Genomic DNA, 20,940 nt, shown 5'->3' on the forward strand with positions numbered 1-20,940 from the left:
GTTTGTAGTTATAGATTTTATAGGGATACAGGCATGCCTGTATAGAATTCGTAGATCTTCTTATTTAGAATGGTATTGTATTTGGCCTGAACATATGCCTGCAAGGCCTGCACATAGAGATTCTTTTGTGTAAGCAGGTCAATGGTATTGAACGCTCCCAGACGCATCTGTTCATTGGTGATGTGAAAACTTTCCTGGTTGGTTTTCCATTGTGATTCTGCTGCTTCTAATTGCGCCTGCGAATTCAATACACTGATATAGGCTTGTTCAACCGCCTGATCGAGCGTTGTTTTTGTTCCCTGTAACGACAACTTTGCCTGCTCTATCTGTATTTTCGATCGTTCAATATTGCTTTTATTTACGCGATTGGCAAATATGGGGATCGCAACAGTTACACCCAATCGCTGATAGAAGTTATTATTTATCTGATTAAAATACTTCAGGTCGTTGTTATCCGAATAACCACTCGATAAACCTGCGCCTACACTTATAACGGGCAGAGCGCCGGCACGCGATTTATCCAGCCCTACTTCTGCCGACTTCACACCCAGCTCACCGACCTTTACTTCAGGTCTTGAACTGACCGCAGCATTTTCAGCTTCCGGCAACGATACCACCGCCTGGTTAGTGACCAGTGTATCGGGTTGTATAACGTCAAAACCGGTAGAGGATGGCAGCTGTAAAATTTGCTTCAGCGTTATCAGGTTGGTACGATGCGCATTGATAGCCGTAGTAAGATTGTATTTATCATTGGCCAGTGTGGCTTCCAGCTGCAAATAATCCTTGCGCGATAAACTACCCGCATCAAACCTTTGCTTGCCCAGTTTTAATTGTGATTCGGAAGAACCCACCAATTCCTGCAGGTAAGTAATATTCTCCTTTTGCAACAAAATATTCAGATAAGCCTGGGTGATCTGCAGGGTAATATCATTTTCGGCAGCCTGCACGTTCAACTGGGCACTCTCCAGCAGCATATTTTTTTGCTTTACATCATTGTTCAGGAAACCGCCATTATAAACGATCAGGTTCGAACTGACACCATAGTTACCTGATGCATTGGCCTGGGTTTGAAAACCACCTACTACCGGGTTGGCATTGTTACTATTTACAACCGACTGGGTGAGGGTCGCCGATAGGCTGGGTAATTTGGCTGCTCTTGCCTGCAAAAGGTCCTGCTCACTGGAACGTGCGCTCCATCGCAGGTCCCTGATGGTTATATTATTCTTTTTGGCATACTCCAAACAGGTTTGCAGGTCCCATTTTAATGGCCCTGCTGTGGTATCCTGTGCATGAAGTGGGGTAAAGAGGCCCGGTAAAAGTCCGGCTATTAGTAAAAAATATTTCAGCATACCTTATATATTTAATTACAGTTGTCACTGTTATTTGAAGTGTTTTGATAACATTTCCAGTGGTTAGTTAAACGGTTTATCAACAGCTTAACAATTCATTTATCCCCTCCTTCATTTCAACTGATAAACGGTTTGGCCCTCTGATAGATGGGAAATAAAAATGCCACGCCAGCTCAACTATATTGAGCTACCGTGGCATTAATTAATCTTATTTTAATGAGGAAAATATTCTACACAAGAGGCAGAAGTAGGAATTACGAGGTAAGAATTTTCGGATCTTCCTAATTCCTATTTCTTACTTCAGCTCCATAAATCTCATATCTCAACTCCTTACCCCCAAACTTACATATTACGTCTATACTGCCCCCCTACTTCAAACAACGCATGCGTTATTTGACCCAATGAACAGTACTTCACAGTTTCCATCAACTCTTCAAAGAGGTTACCGTTATTGATGGCCACCTGCTTCAGGCGGGCCAGCCTGTCGGCCGACTGGTTTTCATTCCGTTTACAGAAGGCTTGCAGGTTCTGGATCTGTTGCTCTTTTTCTTCGGTAGTACTGCGAATAACTTCACCTGGTAAAACCGTAGGACTTCCCTTCTTATTCAAAAAAGTATTCACACCAATGATGGGTAGTTCACCACTGTGTTTCAAACTTTCATAATACAAACTTTCTTCCTGGATCTTATTGCGCTGGTACATCCGTTCCATAGCGCCCAATACACCACCCCGTTCGGTAATGCGATCGAACTCAGTCAGCACCGCTTCTTCAACCAGGTCGGTCATTTCTTCAATCAGGAAGGAACCCTGTATAAAATTCTCTGTTTTGGCGCTGCCCAGTTCCCGGTTAATAATTAATTGAATGGCCATTGCCCGGCGTACGCTTTCTTCTGTAGGCGTTGTAATAGCTTCATCATACGCATTTGTATGCAGGCTGTTACAGTTGTCGTAAATGGCGTACAGTGCCTGCAGTGTGGTTCGTATATCGTTGAAATCGATCTCCTGTGCGTGCAGGCTGCGGCCAGAAGTTTGAATATGGTATTTCAGTTTTTGACTGCGGTCATTGCCTTTGTATTTATACTTCATGGCTTTGGCCCAAATGCGCCGCGCCACCCGGCCAATTACGCTGTATTCAGGGTCCATGCCATTGCTGAAGAAGAAGGAGAGGTTAGGCGCAAACTCATCGATATGCATGCCGCGGCTCAGGTAGTATTCTACGTAAGTAAATCCATTGGCCAGGGTAAAGGCCAGTTGCGTAATGGGATTGGCACCCGCTTCGGCAATATGATAACCGCTGATACTTACACTATAAAAGTTGCGCACTTTTTGTTCAATGAAATATTCCTGCACATCGCCCATCAGTTTTAGGGCAAATTCAGTACTGAAAATACAGGTGTTTTGTGCCTGGTCTTCTTTCAGAATGTCTGCCTGAACAGTACCACGTACCTGGGCCAGCGCTTCTGCTTTTAGTTTTGCATACACTTCGGCAGGCAACACTTCCTCGCCCGACATTCCCAATATGCCTAAACCCAGTCCATTGTTTCCTTCGGGCAATCGTTCAGGTGCCGATGGATTGTAATAAGCTGGTTTGGGTAATTGTTTGAATTTCTCCGCCATTTTAGCATTCACTGTATCCCATTTACCATTGGCTTCGATCCATTTTTCACACAACTGATCAATAGCCGCATTCATAAAAAACGCGAGTATAATCGGGGCCGGACCGTTAATGGTCATGCTCACCGATGTTTTGGGATCACACAAATCAAAACCGCTGTATAATTTTTTGGCATCATCTACTGTGGCAATGCTCACGCCGCTGTTACCAACTTTACCATAGATATCCGGACGATGGGCAGGGTCTTCGCCATACAGGGTTACGCTGTCAAATGCAGTAGACAGGCGCCGCGCGGGCTGATCGAACGACACATAGTGAAAACGTTTATTGGTACGTTCCGGGCCACCTTCTCCGGCAAACATGCGGGTAGGGTCTTCCCCTTCACGTTTCAGCGGGAACACGCCGGCGGTAAATGGATATTCACCCGGTATGTTTTCCTGCAGCTGCCACTTTAAGATGTCGCCCCAGTCGTTGTATTTTGGTAATACCACCTTCGGTATACGAGTACCACTGAGTGATTTGGTGGTCATTGATTGTTTGATCACTTTATCACGCACCTGGTATTCAAAAAAATCGGCTTTATATTTTGTAACCAGAGCGGGCCATTGCGCTACCAGCTTTTTGCATTCGGGATGCAGTTGCTCTTCCAGTTTCTTTTTAATAGTGGTCAGCTCCTCTTTTACGGCAGCAGATAAGCTGTTAACAGTATTCAGTGTACCGTTTACCTGGTACAACTGTGTTGCCAGCACCGCCTGTTCTTTCACCCATACATCATACCCGCGATTGGTATCTGCAATTTCTGACAGATAGCGTACCCGTTTGGGTGGAATGATCTGCGATTTGGTCGTAGTATCTTTTAAGTGTGCATGTACATCGATTGGTCCGAATGTGGTGCCTGTTTTTGTGTTGATGGTTACCATCAGTTTTTCAAACAGTTCGTTGATGCCGGTATCGTTAAACTGGGCGGCAATGGTGCCTATAACGGGTAGTTCCTCATCTTTGGCAGTCCATAAACCATGGTTGCGTTTGAACTGTTTGCGTACATCGTGCAGGGCATCCAGGGCACCGCTTTTATCGAATTTATTGATGGCGATCACATCGGCATAATCGAGCATATTGATCTTTTCCAGTTGCGAAGCGGCACCATATTCAGGCGTCATTACATACAATGCTACATCGCAATAATCCAGGATGCTCACATCGCTTTGTCCAACCCCGGCCGATTCCAGAATAATAAGATCAAAAGCAGCTTCTTTACACACATCGATGGCTTCCTGTACGTGTTCACTCAGGGCTACATCGCTGTCGCGGGTAGCCAGGGAACGCATATAAGCGCGGGGGGAATGGATGCTGTTCATCCGGATGCGGTCACCCAGCAGGGCGCCACCGGTTTTCTTTTTCGAGGGGTCAACAGAAATAACGGCAATTGTTTTATTGTCAAAGGCATTCAGGTACCGCCGCACGATCTCATCGGTAACGGATGATTTCCCAGCCCCACCGGTGCCGGTGATGCCTAAGACAGGAGCGGCCCCCTCCCGACCTCCCCCGGTGGGGGAGGAATTGGGTTCCTCGCTACTATTTTCGTCAATCCCCTTATTCGGCAACTCGGAGAGAGCCTTTTGAATTTTATTTAGAACTTTTTCAAGCTCATAGGTTATTTCATCATTGGTAAACCTTAGAACATCAAACCCCAAATTATTTAAGGCTTTTGTTCTCTCTTCATCACTGATCTTCATTTCAGGCAGCTGGTGGTAATTTCCATCCACTTCAATAACCAATCCCTTTTTTAAACAAGCAAAATCAGCAATAAAGCTTCCAATTATATGTTGCCTTCTGAATTTGTACCCTTCCTTTTTACTTTTAAGCTTATCCCAAAGAATCTCCTCAGCCATTGTGGCATCTTTTCGATGTAATAAAGCAAACTCCTTAAGCTTTTGATAAATTAAAGGATCCGCTTTAAACTGATTAATCGTAATAGATGAGCCATCATACACATTCTCACGTTCCATTTTATTTTCCGCCAGAGTAATAGCACGAGCTATTCTTCTAATATCCCTTTTTTCTCCCAACGGCAGCTTTCCGTTCCACTTGCGGGGTGCCAACCAATAGTCAGACTGCTGCCCTTCTCCCCCTCCACCGGAGGGGGACGGGGGGAGGCTGCATTGTTGTATCACTTCCTCAATCATCCCTTCCAGCCCAAGCCTGCGCCCGTCATCGGGACTGTAGATCCTGGTGATCCCATAATTATGGAGCTCGGTAATTTCCTGGGGTAGAATGGTACCACCCCCACCGCCAAAGATCTTTATATGGCCACAGCCATTCTCCTCCAGCAGGTCTTTCATATATTTAAAGAACTCCACATGGCCGCCCTGGTAGCTGGTTATGGCAATACCCTGGGCATCTTCTTCTATGGCACATTCAACGATCTCCGCAACAGACCGGTTATGACCCAGGTGTATGATCTCAGCGCCTTTTGACTGTAAAATGCGCCGCATAATATTTATGGCAGCATCGTGGCCATCAAAAAGGGAGGCAGCAGTAACTATTCTAACTTTGTTGACAGGTATATAACTCATAATAGCATGCATTACAAAATCGGACTAAAGTTAGTTTAAAAAAGCTAATGATCGTTAGTATTAAAATATAGTTCCTTTCTTTTATACTTCTTGCATATAAGAGATAAGGAATTGCAAAAGTTCCGGGAACGATACCGGAAATTTTCGTTTGGTTTGCAGTGAAAATGAAATAGTTTCGGCCAACAAAAAATTTACTGGTAAAATGAAGCTTATACGTTTTGGAAAAACAGGGCAGGAAAAGCCTGGGGTTGAATTACCCGATGGAAAAAGAATTGACACCAGCGCTTTTGGTGAAGATTATAACGAGCAATTTTTCACGAACAATGGTATTGCCCGTTTGGCGGAGTGGTTAAAATCAAACCAGTCTACCTGTCCGGCTGTTGATGCCAGCGAGCGTTTAGGCGCCCCTCTGGCCCGCCCTTCTAAAATTATTTGCATCGGTTTGAATTATGTTGATCATGCCAAAGAAACCAATGCGGCCATACCAACTGAGCCTATTGTGTTCTTTAAAGCAACCACAGCCATGTGCGGTCCCTTTGATTCAGTAGTGATCCCTAAGAACAGTGTAAAAACCGACTGGGAAGTGGAACTGGCCGTAGTAATAGGTAAAAAAGCTACCTATGTAGAGGAGAAAGACGCCAACGATTACATCGCCGGTTATATGCTGCACAATGATTACAGCGAACGTGCCTTTCAGTTGGAGCGCAATGGCCAATGGGTAAAAGGTAAAAGCTGCGATACGTTTGCTCCGTTGGGCCCGGTATTGGCAACCCCCGATGAGATCAAAGACATTCACAACGTACGCCTGTGGCTTTCTTTAAATGGTAAAGTGTTACAGGATGGAAATACCTCGAACCTCATTTTCAAAATACCGTTCCTGATCTCCTACCTGAGCCAGTTCATGACCCTGCTCCCAGGTGATATCATCAGTACCGGTACCCCTGCAGGTGTAGGTTTAGGTCAGAAACCAGAACCATTCTATGTAAAACCCGGCGATATTATCGAGTTGGGTATCGATGGACTGGGCACCAGTAAACAGGTTGCGGTAGCTTATAAATAGTATGTACATGAAACGATATTGTCTTGCCCTGGACCTGGTAGATGATGCGGCATTGATTGCCGACTACGAGCGCCATCACCGTGAAATATGGCCCGAGATAGTGCAAAGCATTCAATCGGCCGGCATCGACGTGCTGGACATATATCGCACGGGTAACCGGCTTTTTATGATCATCGAAGCCAGTGACCAGTTCTCTTTTGCTGAAAAAGCAAAGGCCGATGCCGCCAACCCAAGGGTACAGGAATGGGAAACCCTGATGTGGAAATTCCAACAGGCACTTCCCTGGGCAAAACCCGGTGAGAAATGGGTGCTCATGGAAAAGATCTTTGGCCTCCCGGGCCCCCTCCCGACCTCCCCCGGTGGGGGAGGAGCCTGAAACACTCCGATTAATTGCTCAGATAATACATTGCTAACGCCAAATGAATTTAGACAATGAGACAGCTAAAAAAATATTACGATGCTGCCAACCCCTCCCCCACCGGGGGAGGCCGGGAGGGGGCTGTTATCGATTCACACGTTCACTTCTGGAAATACGATAAAAAGACCTACGAATGGATAGATAATTCCATGAAAACTCTTCAGCAGGATTATCTTCCCGAACACCTGGCATTGGTTTCAAGAAGAAATAATGTCGATGGCGTGGTGGCCGTACAGGCAACCCAGTCTGAAATGGAAACCCATTTCCTGGTTGAACTGGCCAAAACCCATTCCATTATCAAAGGCGCAGTAGGCTGGATCGACTTACAAGCCGATAACATTGCAGAACGCCTGCAATACTTTTCACAGTATCCCATTATAAAAGGATACCGGCACGTAGTACAGGGAGAACCCCTGGATTTTTTGGCCAGACCAAATTTCCGTCGCGGAATAGCAGCTTTAAAAGCATACAACTATACGTACGATATTCTCATCTTCCATAATCAATTGCAACCGGCGATTGATTTTGTAAGGGCTTTTCCCGATCAGCCATTCGTGGTAGATCATTGCGCCAAACCCGACATCCGTCATAAAAAGATCGATGACTGGAAAGCAGGCATACAGGAAATAGCCAAATTCCCGAACGTAAGCTGCAAACTGTCTGGTTTGTTTACCGAAACAAACTGGAAAGAATGGAGCGCGGCCGATTTCTTCCCCTACCTCGATGTGGTGTTTGAAGCATTCGGTACCGACAGATTGATGTTTGGAAGCGACTGGCCTGTAATGTTGCTCAGTGGCATTTATGTACAATGGAAAAGTTTGCTGGAGAAATACATGGAGAGCTTTTCGGCAGAAGACAGGGAAAAAGTATTTGGCAGCAATGCCATTCAATTTTATAATTTATAACTAACATGGATTTACATCTCACCAACAAAGTATTTATTGTTACCGGAGGTGCCAAAGGGATTGGTGCTGCTATTAGCAGTTCAATTGCTGCTGAAGGTGGTATTGTAGTAATTGCAGGAAGAAATAAAACTGATAACCAGGCTAAAGTTGATGAAATTATAAAGGCAAAAGGGAAAGCTACCAGCATTGAAGCCGAACTGGCCGACCCCGCTGCCTGCAAAGCAGTAATAGATTTTACCGTAAAAGAATTTGGCCGCATCGATGGCCTTATCAATAATGCCGGAATGAACGATGGCTGCGGGCTCGAAAGCGGTTCTCCCGAAAAGTTCATGCAATCGCTGCAGATAAACCTCAGCCATATTTATAACCTGGCGCATTATGCATTGCCACACCTGAAAGAAACAAAAGGTACCATCACCAATATCGGGTCAAAAGTGGCAGACACAGGCCAGGGTAATACCTCAGGTTATGCAGCTTCCAAAGGTGGTATCAACGCCCTCACACGCGAGTGGGCCGTTGAATTGTTGCCTTATTCCATCCGGGTAAACACCGTGATCCCTGCTGAAGTATGGACACCCCTGTATGATAAATGGATCAAAACCCTGCCCAACCCGAAAGAGAAACTGGAGCAGATCGTTTCTAAAATTCCATTGGAAAAACGCTTCACTACATCAGAAGAAATTGCCGATATGACGGTATTCCTGATCAGCGACCGTTCAAGCCACACCACCGGACAGATCATTTATGTAGATGGTGGTTACACGCACCTCGACCGTTCATTGACCTAATATATTATAGCCCCTGAACGAAAGTTTGGGGGCTCAATTTATAATCCAAACTAAAATTCCCGATTGCATGGCCCTACCATCATCTTCCAGTGCCTCCCTGAATCAAGAACAGCGTAAGGGATACCTTTTCCCTTTCATTTTAGTAACCAGTCTGTTTTTCTTTTGGGGCTTTGTTCATAACCTCGACCCTGTATTGATCCCACACTTGCGGGAAGCATTTACCCTGAACTATTTGCAGGCATCACTGGTCGACTTCTCCGTATTCATCGCTTATTTTGTAATGGCATTGCCGGCAGGATTTATAATGAGAAAGTACGGTTATAAGTCAGGGATTATTTTAGGCTTGTTACTTTTTGGTCTTGGCTCCTTATTATTTATACCGGCTGCTGATACCAGGCAATATTTCTTATTCCTGGGAGCGCTTTTTGTAATAGCCAGCGGACTTACCTTTTTAGAAACAGCGGCCAACCCGTATGCCTCATTATTAGGACCAAAGGAAACCGCTACCCAACGGTTAAACCTGTCACAGTCATTTAATGGACTCGCTACTGTACTGGCACCGCTGATTGGTGGTAAATTCATTTTATCTGGCAACGAATTAACGGAAGCCCAAAAAGCTGCTATGACGCCACAAGCCCTTGACCTCTATCTGGCCAACAGCGCATCGGCGGTAAAAGGCCCGTATTTAATTCTGGGAAGCATAATATTGGTAGTAGCAATCATCTTTGCTTTCACCAAACTGCCTGAAATAAAAGAAGAAAATGACGGTAAACAATCCAGTTTTGCCAATGCATTTAAGCACAATCACCTCATCTGGGCAATAGTTGCGCAATTCTTTTATGTAGGTGCCCAGGTTTGTGTTACCAGCTTCTTTATCAACATTGCCGTGAAAGCAGCCAATATCGACAAACAAACGGCGTCTGTTTATCTGGGATTAGGATACGGCCTGGCATTCATGGTAGGCCGGTTCGCAGGCACCTTTTTTATGAGATACATCAGCCCTAATAAATTACTGGTTATTTACTCGGCTATTAATATTGTATTATCTGCCCTAGCCATTGTAAGCACTGGCATGATAACTGTGTATGCATTGATTGGCGTTGGATTCTTTATGTCGATCATGTTCCCAACCATTTTTGCATTGGGCATAAAAGGTTTGGGTACCGATACCAAAATAGGTTCAAGCCTCATCATTATGTCTATTGTAGGCGGCGCATTAATTCCATTGGCGATGGGCCGCATTTCCGATCTTACAAAAAACATTCAAAACGGATACATCATCCCATTGATCTGTTTTATTGTGATCTTATTTTTTGGCTGGAAAGGTTATAAGCCTAAATCAGCATAAAAAACCAGAAAGTAAATCCGTCAACTTTTCAACGTATCAACATATCAACTAATTTCGCACCCATGTTTCGACTCGATAATAAAACGGCCATCATTACAGGTGGCGGAAGCGGTATAGGAAAAGCTATTGCTACTGTATTTGCCCAACAGGGCGCCAGCGTACACATCCTGGATATGGATGAGCAGGGCGCAACCAACGTAGTGAAAGAAATTACAGCAGCCGGCGGCAAAGGCCAGTTCTACAAATGCGATGTATCAAAACAAGCCGATGTAAAACAGATCGTGGATGGCATTGCTGCTAATGGATCAATCGATATCCTCATCAATAATGCCGGTATTGCACACATTGGCACTGCCGACACCACCCCCGAAGCCGACTTCGACCGCCTGGTGGGCGTGAATGTAAAAGGGGTGTACAACTGTTTACACACAGTTATTCCGCACATGAAACAAAATGGCGGCTCTATTCTTAACATGGCTTCCATTGCCTCGCTGGTGGGTATACCCGATCGTTTTGCCTATTCCATGACAAAAGGCGCGGTGGTTGGTATGACGTTATCTGTTGCCAAGGATTACCTCAAATACAACATCCGTTGCAACTGTATTTCACCAGCCCGTGTACATACCCCGTTTGTAGACGGGTTCCTGTCAAAGAACTACCCCGGCAAAGAAGCCGAGATGTTTGAGAAATTGTCAAAGACCCAGCCTATCGGCCGTATGGGCAAACCCGAAGAGATCGGTTACCTCGCATTATACCTTTGCTCAAACGAAGCCTCTTTCATCACTGGCTGCGACTACCCAATCGATGGCGGGTTCACGAAATTGAACAACTAAGAAATATATAAGATACTGATATAGAAGAAGGAAGTATGGACACCTGGTTCGTACTTCCTGTTTTTTTTATGCCTATACAAAGATAACTAACGTAACCACTTCTTTTTACAATTTGGGACGGGCTTCGGGAAAACCTGGGACGGATAGCATCAACCATGTGTGAACCATGTGTGAAGCATGTGTCAACCATTAGTGAGAGGTTCAATCTGACACATGGTTCACACATGGATGACACATGGTACACACTACAATGGCTCACGAAATGAAGCTTTTATGTAATATCGGGCAGCTACACTCCTTAAAATATTTTGGCTAACAGCGTTTTCATAATCCAAATTGTCTTATTTTGTATTAACTCAAAGCTATTGTACCTCGGATGAAACGAGCTGCTGCCATATTGCTGCTTATCATCTTCCTGTTTAACTGGTTTGGATATCGGTTATTGTCCGATTATCTGCAACACCGGTCAGATACGCAATTGGAAGCCCGGCTCGATCAGCAACAATACAATGAAGCCAGCCTCATAGAAATTCGCGTTCCCCTTAACATGCCTTACCAAAGCATATCCTCCAGCTTCGAACGCTACGATGGCGAAATTGAATTCAACGGTATTCACTATAAATATGTAAAACGTAAAGTAGAGAACGGCGAACTCGTTCTGTTATGTTTACCCAACGAGAACCGGATGCGGTTACAAAACGCCCGCGATGAGTTCTTTAAACTGGTGAATGACCTGCAACATAATTCTCAAAACAAAAATGCCCCTGCCGGTTCCATCAAAAGCCCCATCACTGAATACTGGGAACAACAAAACAACTGGCAGGTAGAAGCCCTTGCAAGGCTTTTGCATCAATACACGGGCTATGCCAATGTAATTCCTCCCTCCCCATTGCTTACCATTCCTGCCCAGCCTCCCGAGTGCTGATAGTTTTTCATCGCCTTATTCGTCCGACGAAGCTTTAGCGTAGGAGGATTGGGAAAGTTATAGCCAGCTACAAGTCTGATTTATTACTAATTGAAGCTATATCATGCGTTTATTATTGTTTGCCATTCTTTTGGCAGGAGTTACCTCCTGCAAACAACGTGCTGCAGATTATCAGCAAGTATTGCACAACCCTGTTTTGTACAGTAAAGTAACCGGTCTTTTAACAGATGTCATTACCTACGACATCTTTACCCCACCTGTTGCCAGTCGTATTTATTCCTATGCCCACCTGGCTGCCTTTGAAGCCATGGTGCATGGCGACAGTAGCTATACCTCGCTGAAAGGCCAGTTAAAGGGGTTCAACTATGTGCTTCCCCCTGATTCCGGTAAAGTGGTCGATTATCCCTATGCCGCACTAATGGCGTTTATGGAAGTAGGCAAAACGCTCACCTTTTCAAAAGACCAGACTGATAAAATTGTCGACAGCCTAAAAATGCTGGCCGAAACACATGGCATGCCTGCAGCCGTAAAAAAGAATTCTGAAGAATATGGCATAAACGTAGCAAAGGCCGTATTGGCCTGGAGCAAGAAAGACAATTATGCACAAACCCGTTCTGCTGCCAAATACACCGTGCCTAGCGATGAAGGCAAGTGGATCCCCACCCCACCCGGTTATTTTCAGGCAGTAGAACCGCATTGGCGAACCATTCGCACCATTGCCATGGACAGCAGCAACCAGTTTGCGCCACCCACTCCCTGCAAATTTGGAAAAGACAGCACCTGTCCATTTTATAAAATGGCCAAACAGGTACAGGACACCGGCGTTCTATTGACCGAAGAACAAAAGGCCATTGCCAGTTTCTGGGATTGTAATGGTTTCAAACTAAACGTAGTGGGTCACACGATGTACGCCACCAAGGCCATGACGCCGGGCGGCCACTGGATGGGTATTACCGGTATTATTTGCGAGAGCAAGAAAGCAGATTTTGCAAAAACAGTATACACCTATACAACGGTATCATTCGCGGTAATGGATGCCTTTATTGCCTGCTGGGATGCCAAATACACCTTTAACCTCATACGCCCTGAAACCGTGATCAACAAATACATGGATGCCAACTGGAAACCCTTCCTGCAAACACCGCCTTTTCCCGAATATACCAGCGGGCATTCCATCATTTCAACCGCGGCCTCTACTGTACTGGAACATATCTATGGCGCACAAACGCCTTTCCGCGACAGCACCGAACGCCCCTGGGGTTTTCCCGACAGAAACTTTCAATCGCCCCGCCAGGCTGCCGACGAAGCAGGCATAAGCCGCTTTTATGGCGGCATTCACTATCGCCCTTCCATAATAGTAGCGCGCGACCAGGGTGAAAAAGTAGGCAATTATGTACTCTCAAAACTATCCATGAGAAAAGAACAACTGGCCAGTAAATAATTAAACCTAACAATAACCAAACTAACTGTTATGACGAAGCTTGCCATATTTTCGGTTCTGTACTTATTGCTAACTTATCAGGCCCAATCCCAGGGCTGCGTGGCCATACGCAGCACCGGTGGCTTTTGCACCCGCGATCAGGCACTTGGCCACGATTCTACCAAATGGATGCTGTCGGTAAGTAACCGCTACTTTAAATCGTTCCGACATTTTGTAGGTACCGAAGAACAAAAACAACGCCTGGAACAGGGAACCGAAGTGATCAACCATGCTTACACCCTTGACCTGGCACTGTTCCGCAATTTAAAAAATGGCTGGTCTATCGGGCTCGATGTACCTGTTATATCAAACGCCCGTTCCTCTATGTACGAACATGGCGGCAATGGCGCCAAAAACGCACGCCACTCCACACATTCATTCGGTGTAGGTGATATTCGCATTGCGGTATATAGATGGCTGATTGACCAAACCAAAATGCCAAAAGGAAATATCCAGGTGGGGCTGGGCCTCAAACTCCCAACCGGCGATTATCGCTACCAGGATTTCTTCATAAAAAACGATTCTACCAAAGTATTGGGACCGGTTGATCAGTCCATACAGTTAGGTGATGGTGGAACCGGGTTCACTACTGAAGTAAATGCTTTTTATAACTTCAACGATCATGTTGGGGTGTATGGTAACTTTTATTACCTGTTCAACCCCCGGGAGCAAAATGGCGTATCAACCGCTCGCGGCGGCGCCCTTTCCGCAGATGCTGTTAATTATGGTACCAGTGTAATGAGCGTGCCCGATCAAATGATGGTGCGCGCAGGTGCCAGCGTTACCTTTAATAAATTCACCTTCTCAGCAGGGGTTCGCGATGAATGTCAGCCTTCGAAAGACCTGATCGGTGGCAGTATGGGTTTCCGCCGCCCCGGTTATATTATTTCCATTGAACCTGGATTGAATTATCAGTTTAAAAAAGCTACGGTGTATGCTTATGTACCATTTGCGGTTAAACGCAATCGTACCCAAAGCGTTGCCGACAAATTAAAGACCGAAGCTACCGGGGTGTACGCACAGGGCGATGCCGCCTTTGCCGATTACCTGGTAAACATTGGCGCCTCCTTTAAATTTTAACCTCAACTAACTGTTTATGAAACAATCCAGGAAGACCAGCCTGCGGTATTGCCCCTTGCTCTATCTGTTTCTTATAGTCGGCACACACTCCGCGTTGGCTCAAACAGACATCGATGGGATTATGATGAGCAAAAAAAATCTTTGCATTGGCCCCATGTATGGTTATAGCAGCTGGAAAAACTATTGGGAAGGAACACTAAAAAGAGAGAACCTGAACCTGGGCACCGTTTCATCCCAAATGTACAGTGTGATGGGCGCTTATGGTGTGACCGATAAACTGAACATTTTGTTTTCAGCGGCCTATGTAAGAACCAAAGCTTCTGCCGGCACCTTGCATGGCATGAAAGGTTTTCAGGACGCTTCGCTTTGGGCAAAATACGTGCCGCTTGAAAAAAAGATTGGTAAAGGTGATCTTTCCATAATCGGCCTGGCAGGCGTATCAGCCCCGCTTAGTAATTATGTAGCGGATTATCTGCCGCTGTCAATAGGGTTGCGAAGCAAAACACTTTCCTTACGGGCCATGGCCGACTACCAGGTAGGAAAATTGTTTGCTACCCTGTCTGGCACCTACGTGTTCCGCGACAATATAAAAATTGACCGCGATGCCTACTACACAACCGAAATGCATAACACCAATAAGGTAGAAATGCCCGATGCCCTGTCGTTCAACTTCCGGGCAGGCTACCGGCACAACGATATTATTGCAGAAGCCTTTCTCGACAACTGGACCACCCTGGGTGGTTTTGATATAACACGCAACAACATGCCATTCCCCAGTAACAAAATGAATGCTACCCGGCTCGGCGCCAATGTAAAATACCATACACCAAACCTGGAATGGCTTCAACTGGTGGTAAATGGCAGTCATGTTATAGCTGGACGCAATGTGGGGCAGTCAACCAGCATTAACGCAGGCCTGTTCATCGTATTCAGCGTTGCCAAAAAGCAGGTGCCTGATTCATCCCCTAAAAAAGTTCAACAATGAAAAAGCTATTATATTATACATTGCCGCTGTTGGTTATTGCAACCGTTCTGGTTCCATTCGCCTGTTCAAAAACAGAGAAAGGCCGCACAGATGACCTGCCGGCACTGCAGCCAGATAAATCTGATCTGGAGGCCGGCAGCTGGAAACCCATTCTGCTGACCTCAGCCAATGAGTTCTCTATTTCAGCGCCCATTGCTACCAACACACCCGAGTACATAGCGCAAATGAATGAGATCAAAAGCTGGCAGGCTTCGTTGACCGATGAGGAAAAGAACCTTGTAAAATACTGGAGCGCAGGCGCCGTGCTTCGCTGGAATGAGATCTTACGGGAACTGGTAGCCAAACACAACCTGCCGCCTTACCAGAATGAGGATGGCACCTACCCGGTACCCAACGCCAATAACCCATTGGCGTATCCGCAATTCCCATTTGCCAATCCACCCTACGCAGCAAGGGCTTATGCGTATGTAAGCGCCGCTCAATACGATGCCCTGGTAGCTGCCTACTATTATAAAAAATTATACAACCGCCCGGCGCCCTACAAAGTAGATGCTACCATCAACGTACTGGTACCACAAACAGACCTGCCTGCTTATCCATCTGAAGATGCAGTGGTAGCAGGCGCTGCGGTTGAAATGATGAAGTTGTTATTCCCCGGCGACCAGGAATATATTCAACAAAAAGCCGAAGAACATAAACGGGCCCGCATTATTGCAGGCGCCAATGTACGCAGCGATATAGAGGCCGGTGAAGCTTTAGGCAAAGCCGTTGCGCAGAAATTTGTAACCCGTGCCCGCGGGGACAGGGCAGGCACAGCCGGTGGTACGCCCACCGATTGGGCCAAACTGGAAACCGATTGTATTGCCCGTGGCGAAACGCCCTGGTATAGTTTGGAAGTACCGAAGCGCCCGCCCATGTTACCCCTATTTGGTAAAGTAAAAGCATTCCTGTTCGATTCCCTTACGGCTATTTCCTTACGGCCAGGTCCACCTCCACTCACTGCCAGTAAAAAAATGCAGGATGAAACCGATGAAATATACAGCCTGACCCAAAACGATACCCGCGATCATTATCGCATTGTGCATTACTGGGCCGATGGTGCGGGAACCTCTACCCCATCCGGTCACTGGGATGCCATTGCCGCGGAGGACTTCATTAAAAAGAATTACAGCGAAGTGCGTTGGGCACGCAACATGGCCTTACTGAATATGTCGCTGATGGATGCCGCTATTGTTTGCTGGGATGCCAAGTATTTTTATTTCAACCCAAGGCCCTGTCAGTTGAATCCCAAAATCAAAACCCTCACCGGGGTGCCCAATTTCCCGGCATACATCTCAGGCCACTCCACATTCAGTGGAGCTGCTGCTACCATTCTTTCATATATAATTCCGGACCAGTCAGCAACCTACGATGCCCTGGCGCGGGAAGCTTCTTTGTCGAGAATGTATGCAGGTATACACTACCGGGCCGATTGCGAAGTGGGGTTGGAAACTGGTAAGAAAGTGGGCGATTATGCAGTGGACCGGGGCAAAGCCGACGGTGCAGGTAATTAAATAAACCTACCCTAACAAAAATGGAATGAAGTATTTTTTCACCATATTGACCTTTATCTTATTTGCCAACTGTATGGGGCAAACGCAAACTACCGACACATCGAAACGCATCACGGTCCTACACAGCGTTACGGTTTACTCTAACCGGAATGTGTTGAACCCGGTTGAACAAATGGCAGATGAGGAAGCAGGCCGGCTGCTGGCCGGTAAAAAGAATGGGGTTATCAACATCAGCAATGCCAATTCAAACCTTTCTACCAAAATAGGCCGCGAACTATTTGCCAAAATACCCGGCGTTTTTGTGTATGATATGGATGGCTCAGGCAACCAGGTAAATATCTCCACCCGTGGCCTCGATCCGCATCGCAGCTGGGAATACAATGTGCGGCAAAACGGTGTGCTTTTAAATTCCGATATGTATGGTTATCCCGCCAGCCATTACAGTGCGCCCATGGAATCCATTGAAAAAGTGGAGATGATCAGCGGCACAGCGGCCTTACAATACGGCGCCCAGTTCGGCGGGCTCATCAACTACGTTACCAAAAGCGCTGACAGTGGCAAAGCATTCAGTTTTGAGAACCTAAGCACAGCAGGTTCATTTGGGTTGTTCAGCACCTATAACGCAGTTGGCGGTCACATTGGTAAATGGTCGTATTATGCCTACTTCAGTAAACGGGTGGCCGATGGCTATCGAAAAAATTCCGAATCAAACGCCGACGCGCAGTTTGCTTCCCTGCAATACCATTTCAATGCAAACTTATACCTGAAGGCAGAACTGGGCCATTCAAAATACAAATACCATCTGCCCGGACCATTATCAGATGACATGTTTGCACAGGACCCCCGGCAGTCGAACCGCGACCGAAACTGGTACAGTCCGGATATGTACATTCCCTCGCTTACCCTTAACTGGAATGTAAACAATCAAACAACGGTGATACTTACCTCTTCTGCCGCTATCGGTACCCGCAACAGCGTACAGTTTATTGGCTTTGCCGATGCGTTCGACACCATTGACCACGTTACCAATGATTATAAACCGCGGCAGGTTGATATTGACCGCTTTCACAGCTATACCAATGAAGCACGCATCAACCACCGTTTTCGAATAGGTAATCTGTCATCCACATTTGCCGGGGGCATACAACTGATGACAAATCATATGCGCCGTTCCCAATTAGGTAAGGGCACTACCGCCAGCGATTACGACCTTACCTTAATAACACCAGGCTGGGGCCGCGATCTCCATTATAAAACCAACAACATTGCGGTGTTTGCAGAAAATACGTTGTACCTGACACCGGCCCTTTCTGTTTCACCCGGCTTCCGGTACGAAAGCGGCACCACCCGCATGTCGGGCAACATCGCTTATTACAATGCCGATAAAACACCGCTATCCATCGATCACCATTTTCCGTTATGGGGCATAAGTACCCAATACCGGTTTGCGAACAGCCGCCTGTACGCAGGTATAACCCAGGCTTACCGGCCCATGATCTTTAAAGATGTTATCCCGGCTTCTGCATTAGAGGTAATTGATCCTGCCCTGAAGGATGCGAAAGGTTATACGGCCGAAGCAGGGTTCAGCGGTAAATGGAAGGGCATTATAAATTACGACCTCTCCGTTTTCCATATTACGTACAACAATCGCATCGGCGGTTTGATCTTGCAGGACAATGCCGGCAATTATTATAACTATAAAACCAACATCGGTAACAGTGCTACCGATGGCGTGGAGCTATACGCAGAATGGATGCCGGTAACTGGTACCAACTTCCGGTATTCGGTATTTACTTCTACCTCCTGGATGAATGGCCGGTATACAAAAGGCACGGTGGCAACGGGAAACAGCAATACCGATATTAAAGGCAATAAACTGGAGGTGGTGCCTGAATGGATCACCCGTAACGGCATCAGCGCCGGTTATAAAACCGTGAGTGCCTCGCTGCAATACAGCTATGTGAGCAAAACTTATTCTGACGCATTGAACACGCCCATCCCGGCAGCCAATGGATCAAAAGGACCAGTTCCGGGTTATAGCTTGTGGGATATGAGTATAACGGTGCATTTCCTGAGCAATTACCAGCTAAAAGGCGGCATTAATAATATTGCAGATAAACAATATTTCACCAAAAGGCCCACCTTTTATCCCGACCCCGGCATTTGGCCATCTGATGGCCGCTCACTGTACATAACCGTGGGATGCCGGTTTTAAAACAGACCAATCTTTTTCTCGAGCATAATAGAAGTCAAACGTCACCGTTCCGATTCTTCGGAACGGTTTTTTATTTATTACATTTGATATAGGATTTGGTAATTAAACGCGCTCAGGATGAAAAAACTGTTTCTGTGCCTGCTGATCAGCTGGCAGTTTGTAAATACAATTGCACAACAGCCGGCCACACCCGATAAAATATATGGCGATCTGTTCCGCGATGTACAAATGAGTAAAGTATTTCCCGATGGGAAAACTTTTGTTGACTGTGTGCCAAAGAAAAATCCCAAAAACATAGTTGCTGATTATAATCAGCAAAAAGGCACGCCTAAATTCGATCTGAAACAATTTGTGCAGAACAATTTTGAATTGCCGCACAGCCCACAGCTAAATTATATTACCCAGGAAAAAGATGTGGTCATGCACATCAAAAACCTCTGGGGGGTACTGCGCCGTGACCCCGATACGGTTGTCATCGGTAGTTCCCTACTGGCCTTACCCAACCCATATATTGTGCCCGGTGGCCGCTTCAGGGAAGTATATTACTGGGACAGCTATTTCACCATGTTAGGCCTTATGGCCAGCGGCGAAGGAGAAATGATCGAAAACATGGTAAAGAACTTTGCCTGGATGATAGATATCTACGGCCACATTCCCAATGGCAACAGAACCTATTACCTCAGTCGCTCACAACCACCCTTTTTTGCGTTGATGGTCGATCTGCTGGCCAATATCAAAAGCGACAGCACTTACCTAACGTTTATGCCTGCGCTGGAAAAAGAATACGAGTTCTGGATGGATGGCGCCGTCAAATTAAAAACCGGACAGGCATACAGAAGGGTGGTTAAATTAAATGACACCCTTGTTTTGAACCGCTATTGGGACGACTACCCTTTCCCCCGCCAGGAAGGATATAAAGAAGATGTGGAAATTGCCGCGAGATCGGGCCGTGATAAAAAAGAAATGTATACTCACCTGCGCGCCGGTGCCGAAAGTGGCATCGACTTCAGCAGCCGCTGGTTTAAAGATAAAAAGAACCTTACGACCATCATGGTTACCGATATGGTACCGGTTGACCTGAACAGTTTATTATACGAGTTGGAAATTGTGCTGGCCAAATGCAAATTCATGGCACATGATGCCCAGGCATCCGCCGATTATGCGCGCAGAGCCGAAAGAAGAAGAGTGGCCATCGATAAATATTGCTGGAACAAAACCCTGAAATATTATACCGACTATAATTTCAAAACACATAAGATCTCTGATGTGGTTACCCCCGCAGGCATGTATCCCTTTTGCCTGTACACCAAAAACCTGGATTATATGAGCCTGCTGGCCAAACAGGCTGCCGAACAGGTGAAATCAAAATTATTACAACCCGGTGGCATAACGGCTTCGCCATTCAATACCGGTCAGCAGTGGGATGCCCCCAATGGCTGGGCGCCGTTGGAATGGATGACCATCTGGGGCCTCGATCGTTGCGGCCAGCGTGAACTGGCCCGTGACATTGCCGAACGCTGGATCAAACTGAATGTAGATGTGTTTAAAAGAACCGGCAGGATGATGGAAAAATACAATGTGATTGACCTGAACCTCGAAGCCGGCGGCGGCGAATATCCCTCCCAGGACGGCTTCGGCTGGACAAACGGGGTGCTACTGGCTTTGATCAATAAATATGGGCTCCCGAAATAGCGGTAAGCTATAAGCCCCAAGCTTTAAGCAAATACAATGCTGATGGCCGCGCAAGGTTTTCGGCTTACGGCTTAAAGCTTACTGCTTACGGCTTTTTTTCCATTACTTTTGCGCAAAT

The 20,940-nt window shown here is 46.2% G+C and carries 15 protein-coding genes; 13 read left to right on the forward strand and 2 right to left on the reverse strand.

Annotated features, from left to right (window positions below):
- Positions 1-17 precede the first annotated feature (17 nt).
- Both BMX95_RS01875 and BMX95_RS01880 read right to left on the reverse strand, forming a co-directional pair.
- Positions 18-1,349 (reverse strand): TolC family protein, encoded by a 1,332-nt coding sequence (locus BMX95_RS01875; protein ID WP_081199168.1) that lies wholly within the window; start codon positions 1,347-1,349, stop codon positions 18-20.
- A 342-nt stretch (positions 1,350-1,691) separates the two neighbouring features.
- The gene (locus BMX95_RS01880) at positions 1,692-5,540 is read right to left on the reverse strand and encodes a methylmalonyl-CoA mutase family protein (protein ID WP_242673089.1); all 3,849 of its coding nucleotides are present in this window, start codon (positions 5,538-5,540) and stop codon (positions 1,692-1,694) included.
- 202 nt (positions 5,541-5,742) lie between these two features.
- Here BMX95_RS01880 and BMX95_RS01885 point away from each other — a divergent pair, with 202 nt between their 5' ends.
- The 13 genes from BMX95_RS01885 (at position 5,743) to treF (ending at position 20,822) form a co-directional block, all read left to right on the forward strand.
- Entirely contained in the window at positions 5,743-6,600 is an 858-nt protein-coding gene (locus BMX95_RS01885; RefSeq protein ID WP_081199883.1) for a fumarylacetoacetate hydrolase family protein, read from the forward strand.
- Positions 6,601-6,607: 7 nt separating this feature from the next.
- Positions 6,608-6,976, forward strand: coding sequence for an L-rhamnose mutarotase (locus BMX95_RS01890; RefSeq protein ID WP_081199881.1), 369 nt, complete (start codon positions 6,608-6,610; stop codon positions 6,974-6,976).
- 56 nt (positions 6,977-7,032) lie between these two features.
- Complete coding sequence (locus tag BMX95_RS01895) at positions 7,033-7,923, forward strand: amidohydrolase family protein (protein WP_081199164.1); 891 nt, start codon at positions 7,033-7,035, stop codon at positions 7,921-7,923.
- Between the two features lie 5 nt (positions 7,924-7,928).
- Positions 7,929-8,711, forward strand: coding sequence for an SDR family oxidoreductase (locus BMX95_RS01900; protein ID WP_081199162.1), 783 nt, complete (start codon positions 7,929-7,931; stop codon positions 8,709-8,711).
- 67 nt (positions 8,712-8,778) lie between these two features.
- Complete coding sequence (fucP, locus tag BMX95_RS01905; RefSeq protein WP_081199160.1) at positions 8,779-10,059, forward strand: L-fucose:H+ symporter permease; 1,281 nt, start codon at positions 8,779-8,781, stop codon at positions 10,057-10,059.
- Positions 10,060-10,121: 62 nt separating this feature from the next.
- Positions 10,122-10,892: an SDR family NAD(P)-dependent oxidoreductase gene (locus BMX95_RS01910; protein WP_081199158.1), complete on the forward strand. Its 771-nt coding sequence runs from the start codon at positions 10,122-10,124 to the stop codon at positions 10,890-10,892.
- A 376-nt stretch (positions 10,893-11,268) separates the two neighbouring features.
- Complete coding sequence (locus BMX95_RS01915) at positions 11,269-11,817, forward strand: hypothetical protein (protein ID WP_081199156.1); 549 nt, start codon at positions 11,269-11,271, stop codon at positions 11,815-11,817.
- A gap of 103 nt (positions 11,818-11,920) precedes the next feature.
- Positions 11,921-13,258 (forward strand): vanadium-dependent haloperoxidase, encoded by a 1,338-nt coding sequence (locus tag BMX95_RS01920; RefSeq protein WP_081199154.1) that lies wholly within the window; start codon positions 11,921-11,923, stop codon positions 13,256-13,258.
- 30 nt (positions 13,259-13,288) lie between these two features.
- Entirely contained in the window at positions 13,289-14,377 is a 1,089-nt protein-coding gene (locus BMX95_RS01925) for a transporter family protein (RefSeq protein ID WP_081199152.1), read from the forward strand.
- A gap of 16 nt (positions 14,378-14,393) precedes the next feature.
- Complete coding sequence (locus BMX95_RS01930; RefSeq protein WP_081199151.1) at positions 14,394-15,362, forward strand: hypothetical protein; 969 nt, start codon at positions 14,394-14,396, stop codon at positions 15,360-15,362.
- Entirely contained in the window at positions 15,359-16,915 is a 1,557-nt protein-coding gene (locus tag BMX95_RS01935) for a vanadium-dependent haloperoxidase (RefSeq protein ID WP_081199149.1), read from the forward strand. Before BMX95_RS01930 ends, BMX95_RS01935 begins: the two co-directional genes overlap by 4 nt.
- A 25-nt stretch (positions 16,916-16,940) precedes the next feature.
- Positions 16,941-19,130 carry a TonB-dependent receptor family protein gene (locus tag BMX95_RS01940; RefSeq protein ID WP_081199147.1) on the forward strand — a complete coding sequence of 730 codons (2,190 nt, stop codon included), beginning with the start codon at positions 16,941-16,943 and terminating at the stop codon, positions 19,128-19,130.
- A 117-nt stretch (positions 19,131-19,247) separates the two neighbouring features.
- Entirely contained in the window at positions 19,248-20,822 is a 1,575-nt protein-coding gene (gene treF / locus BMX95_RS01945; RefSeq protein ID WP_081199144.1) for an alpha,alpha-trehalase TreF, read from the forward strand.
- Positions 20,823-20,940 lie beyond the last annotated feature (118 nt).

Source organism: Niastella yeongjuensis (genome assembly GCF_900110245.1).
GTDB classification, from domain to species: Bacteria; Bacteroidota; Bacteroidia; order Chitinophagales; family Chitinophagaceae; genus Niastella; species Niastella yeongjuensis.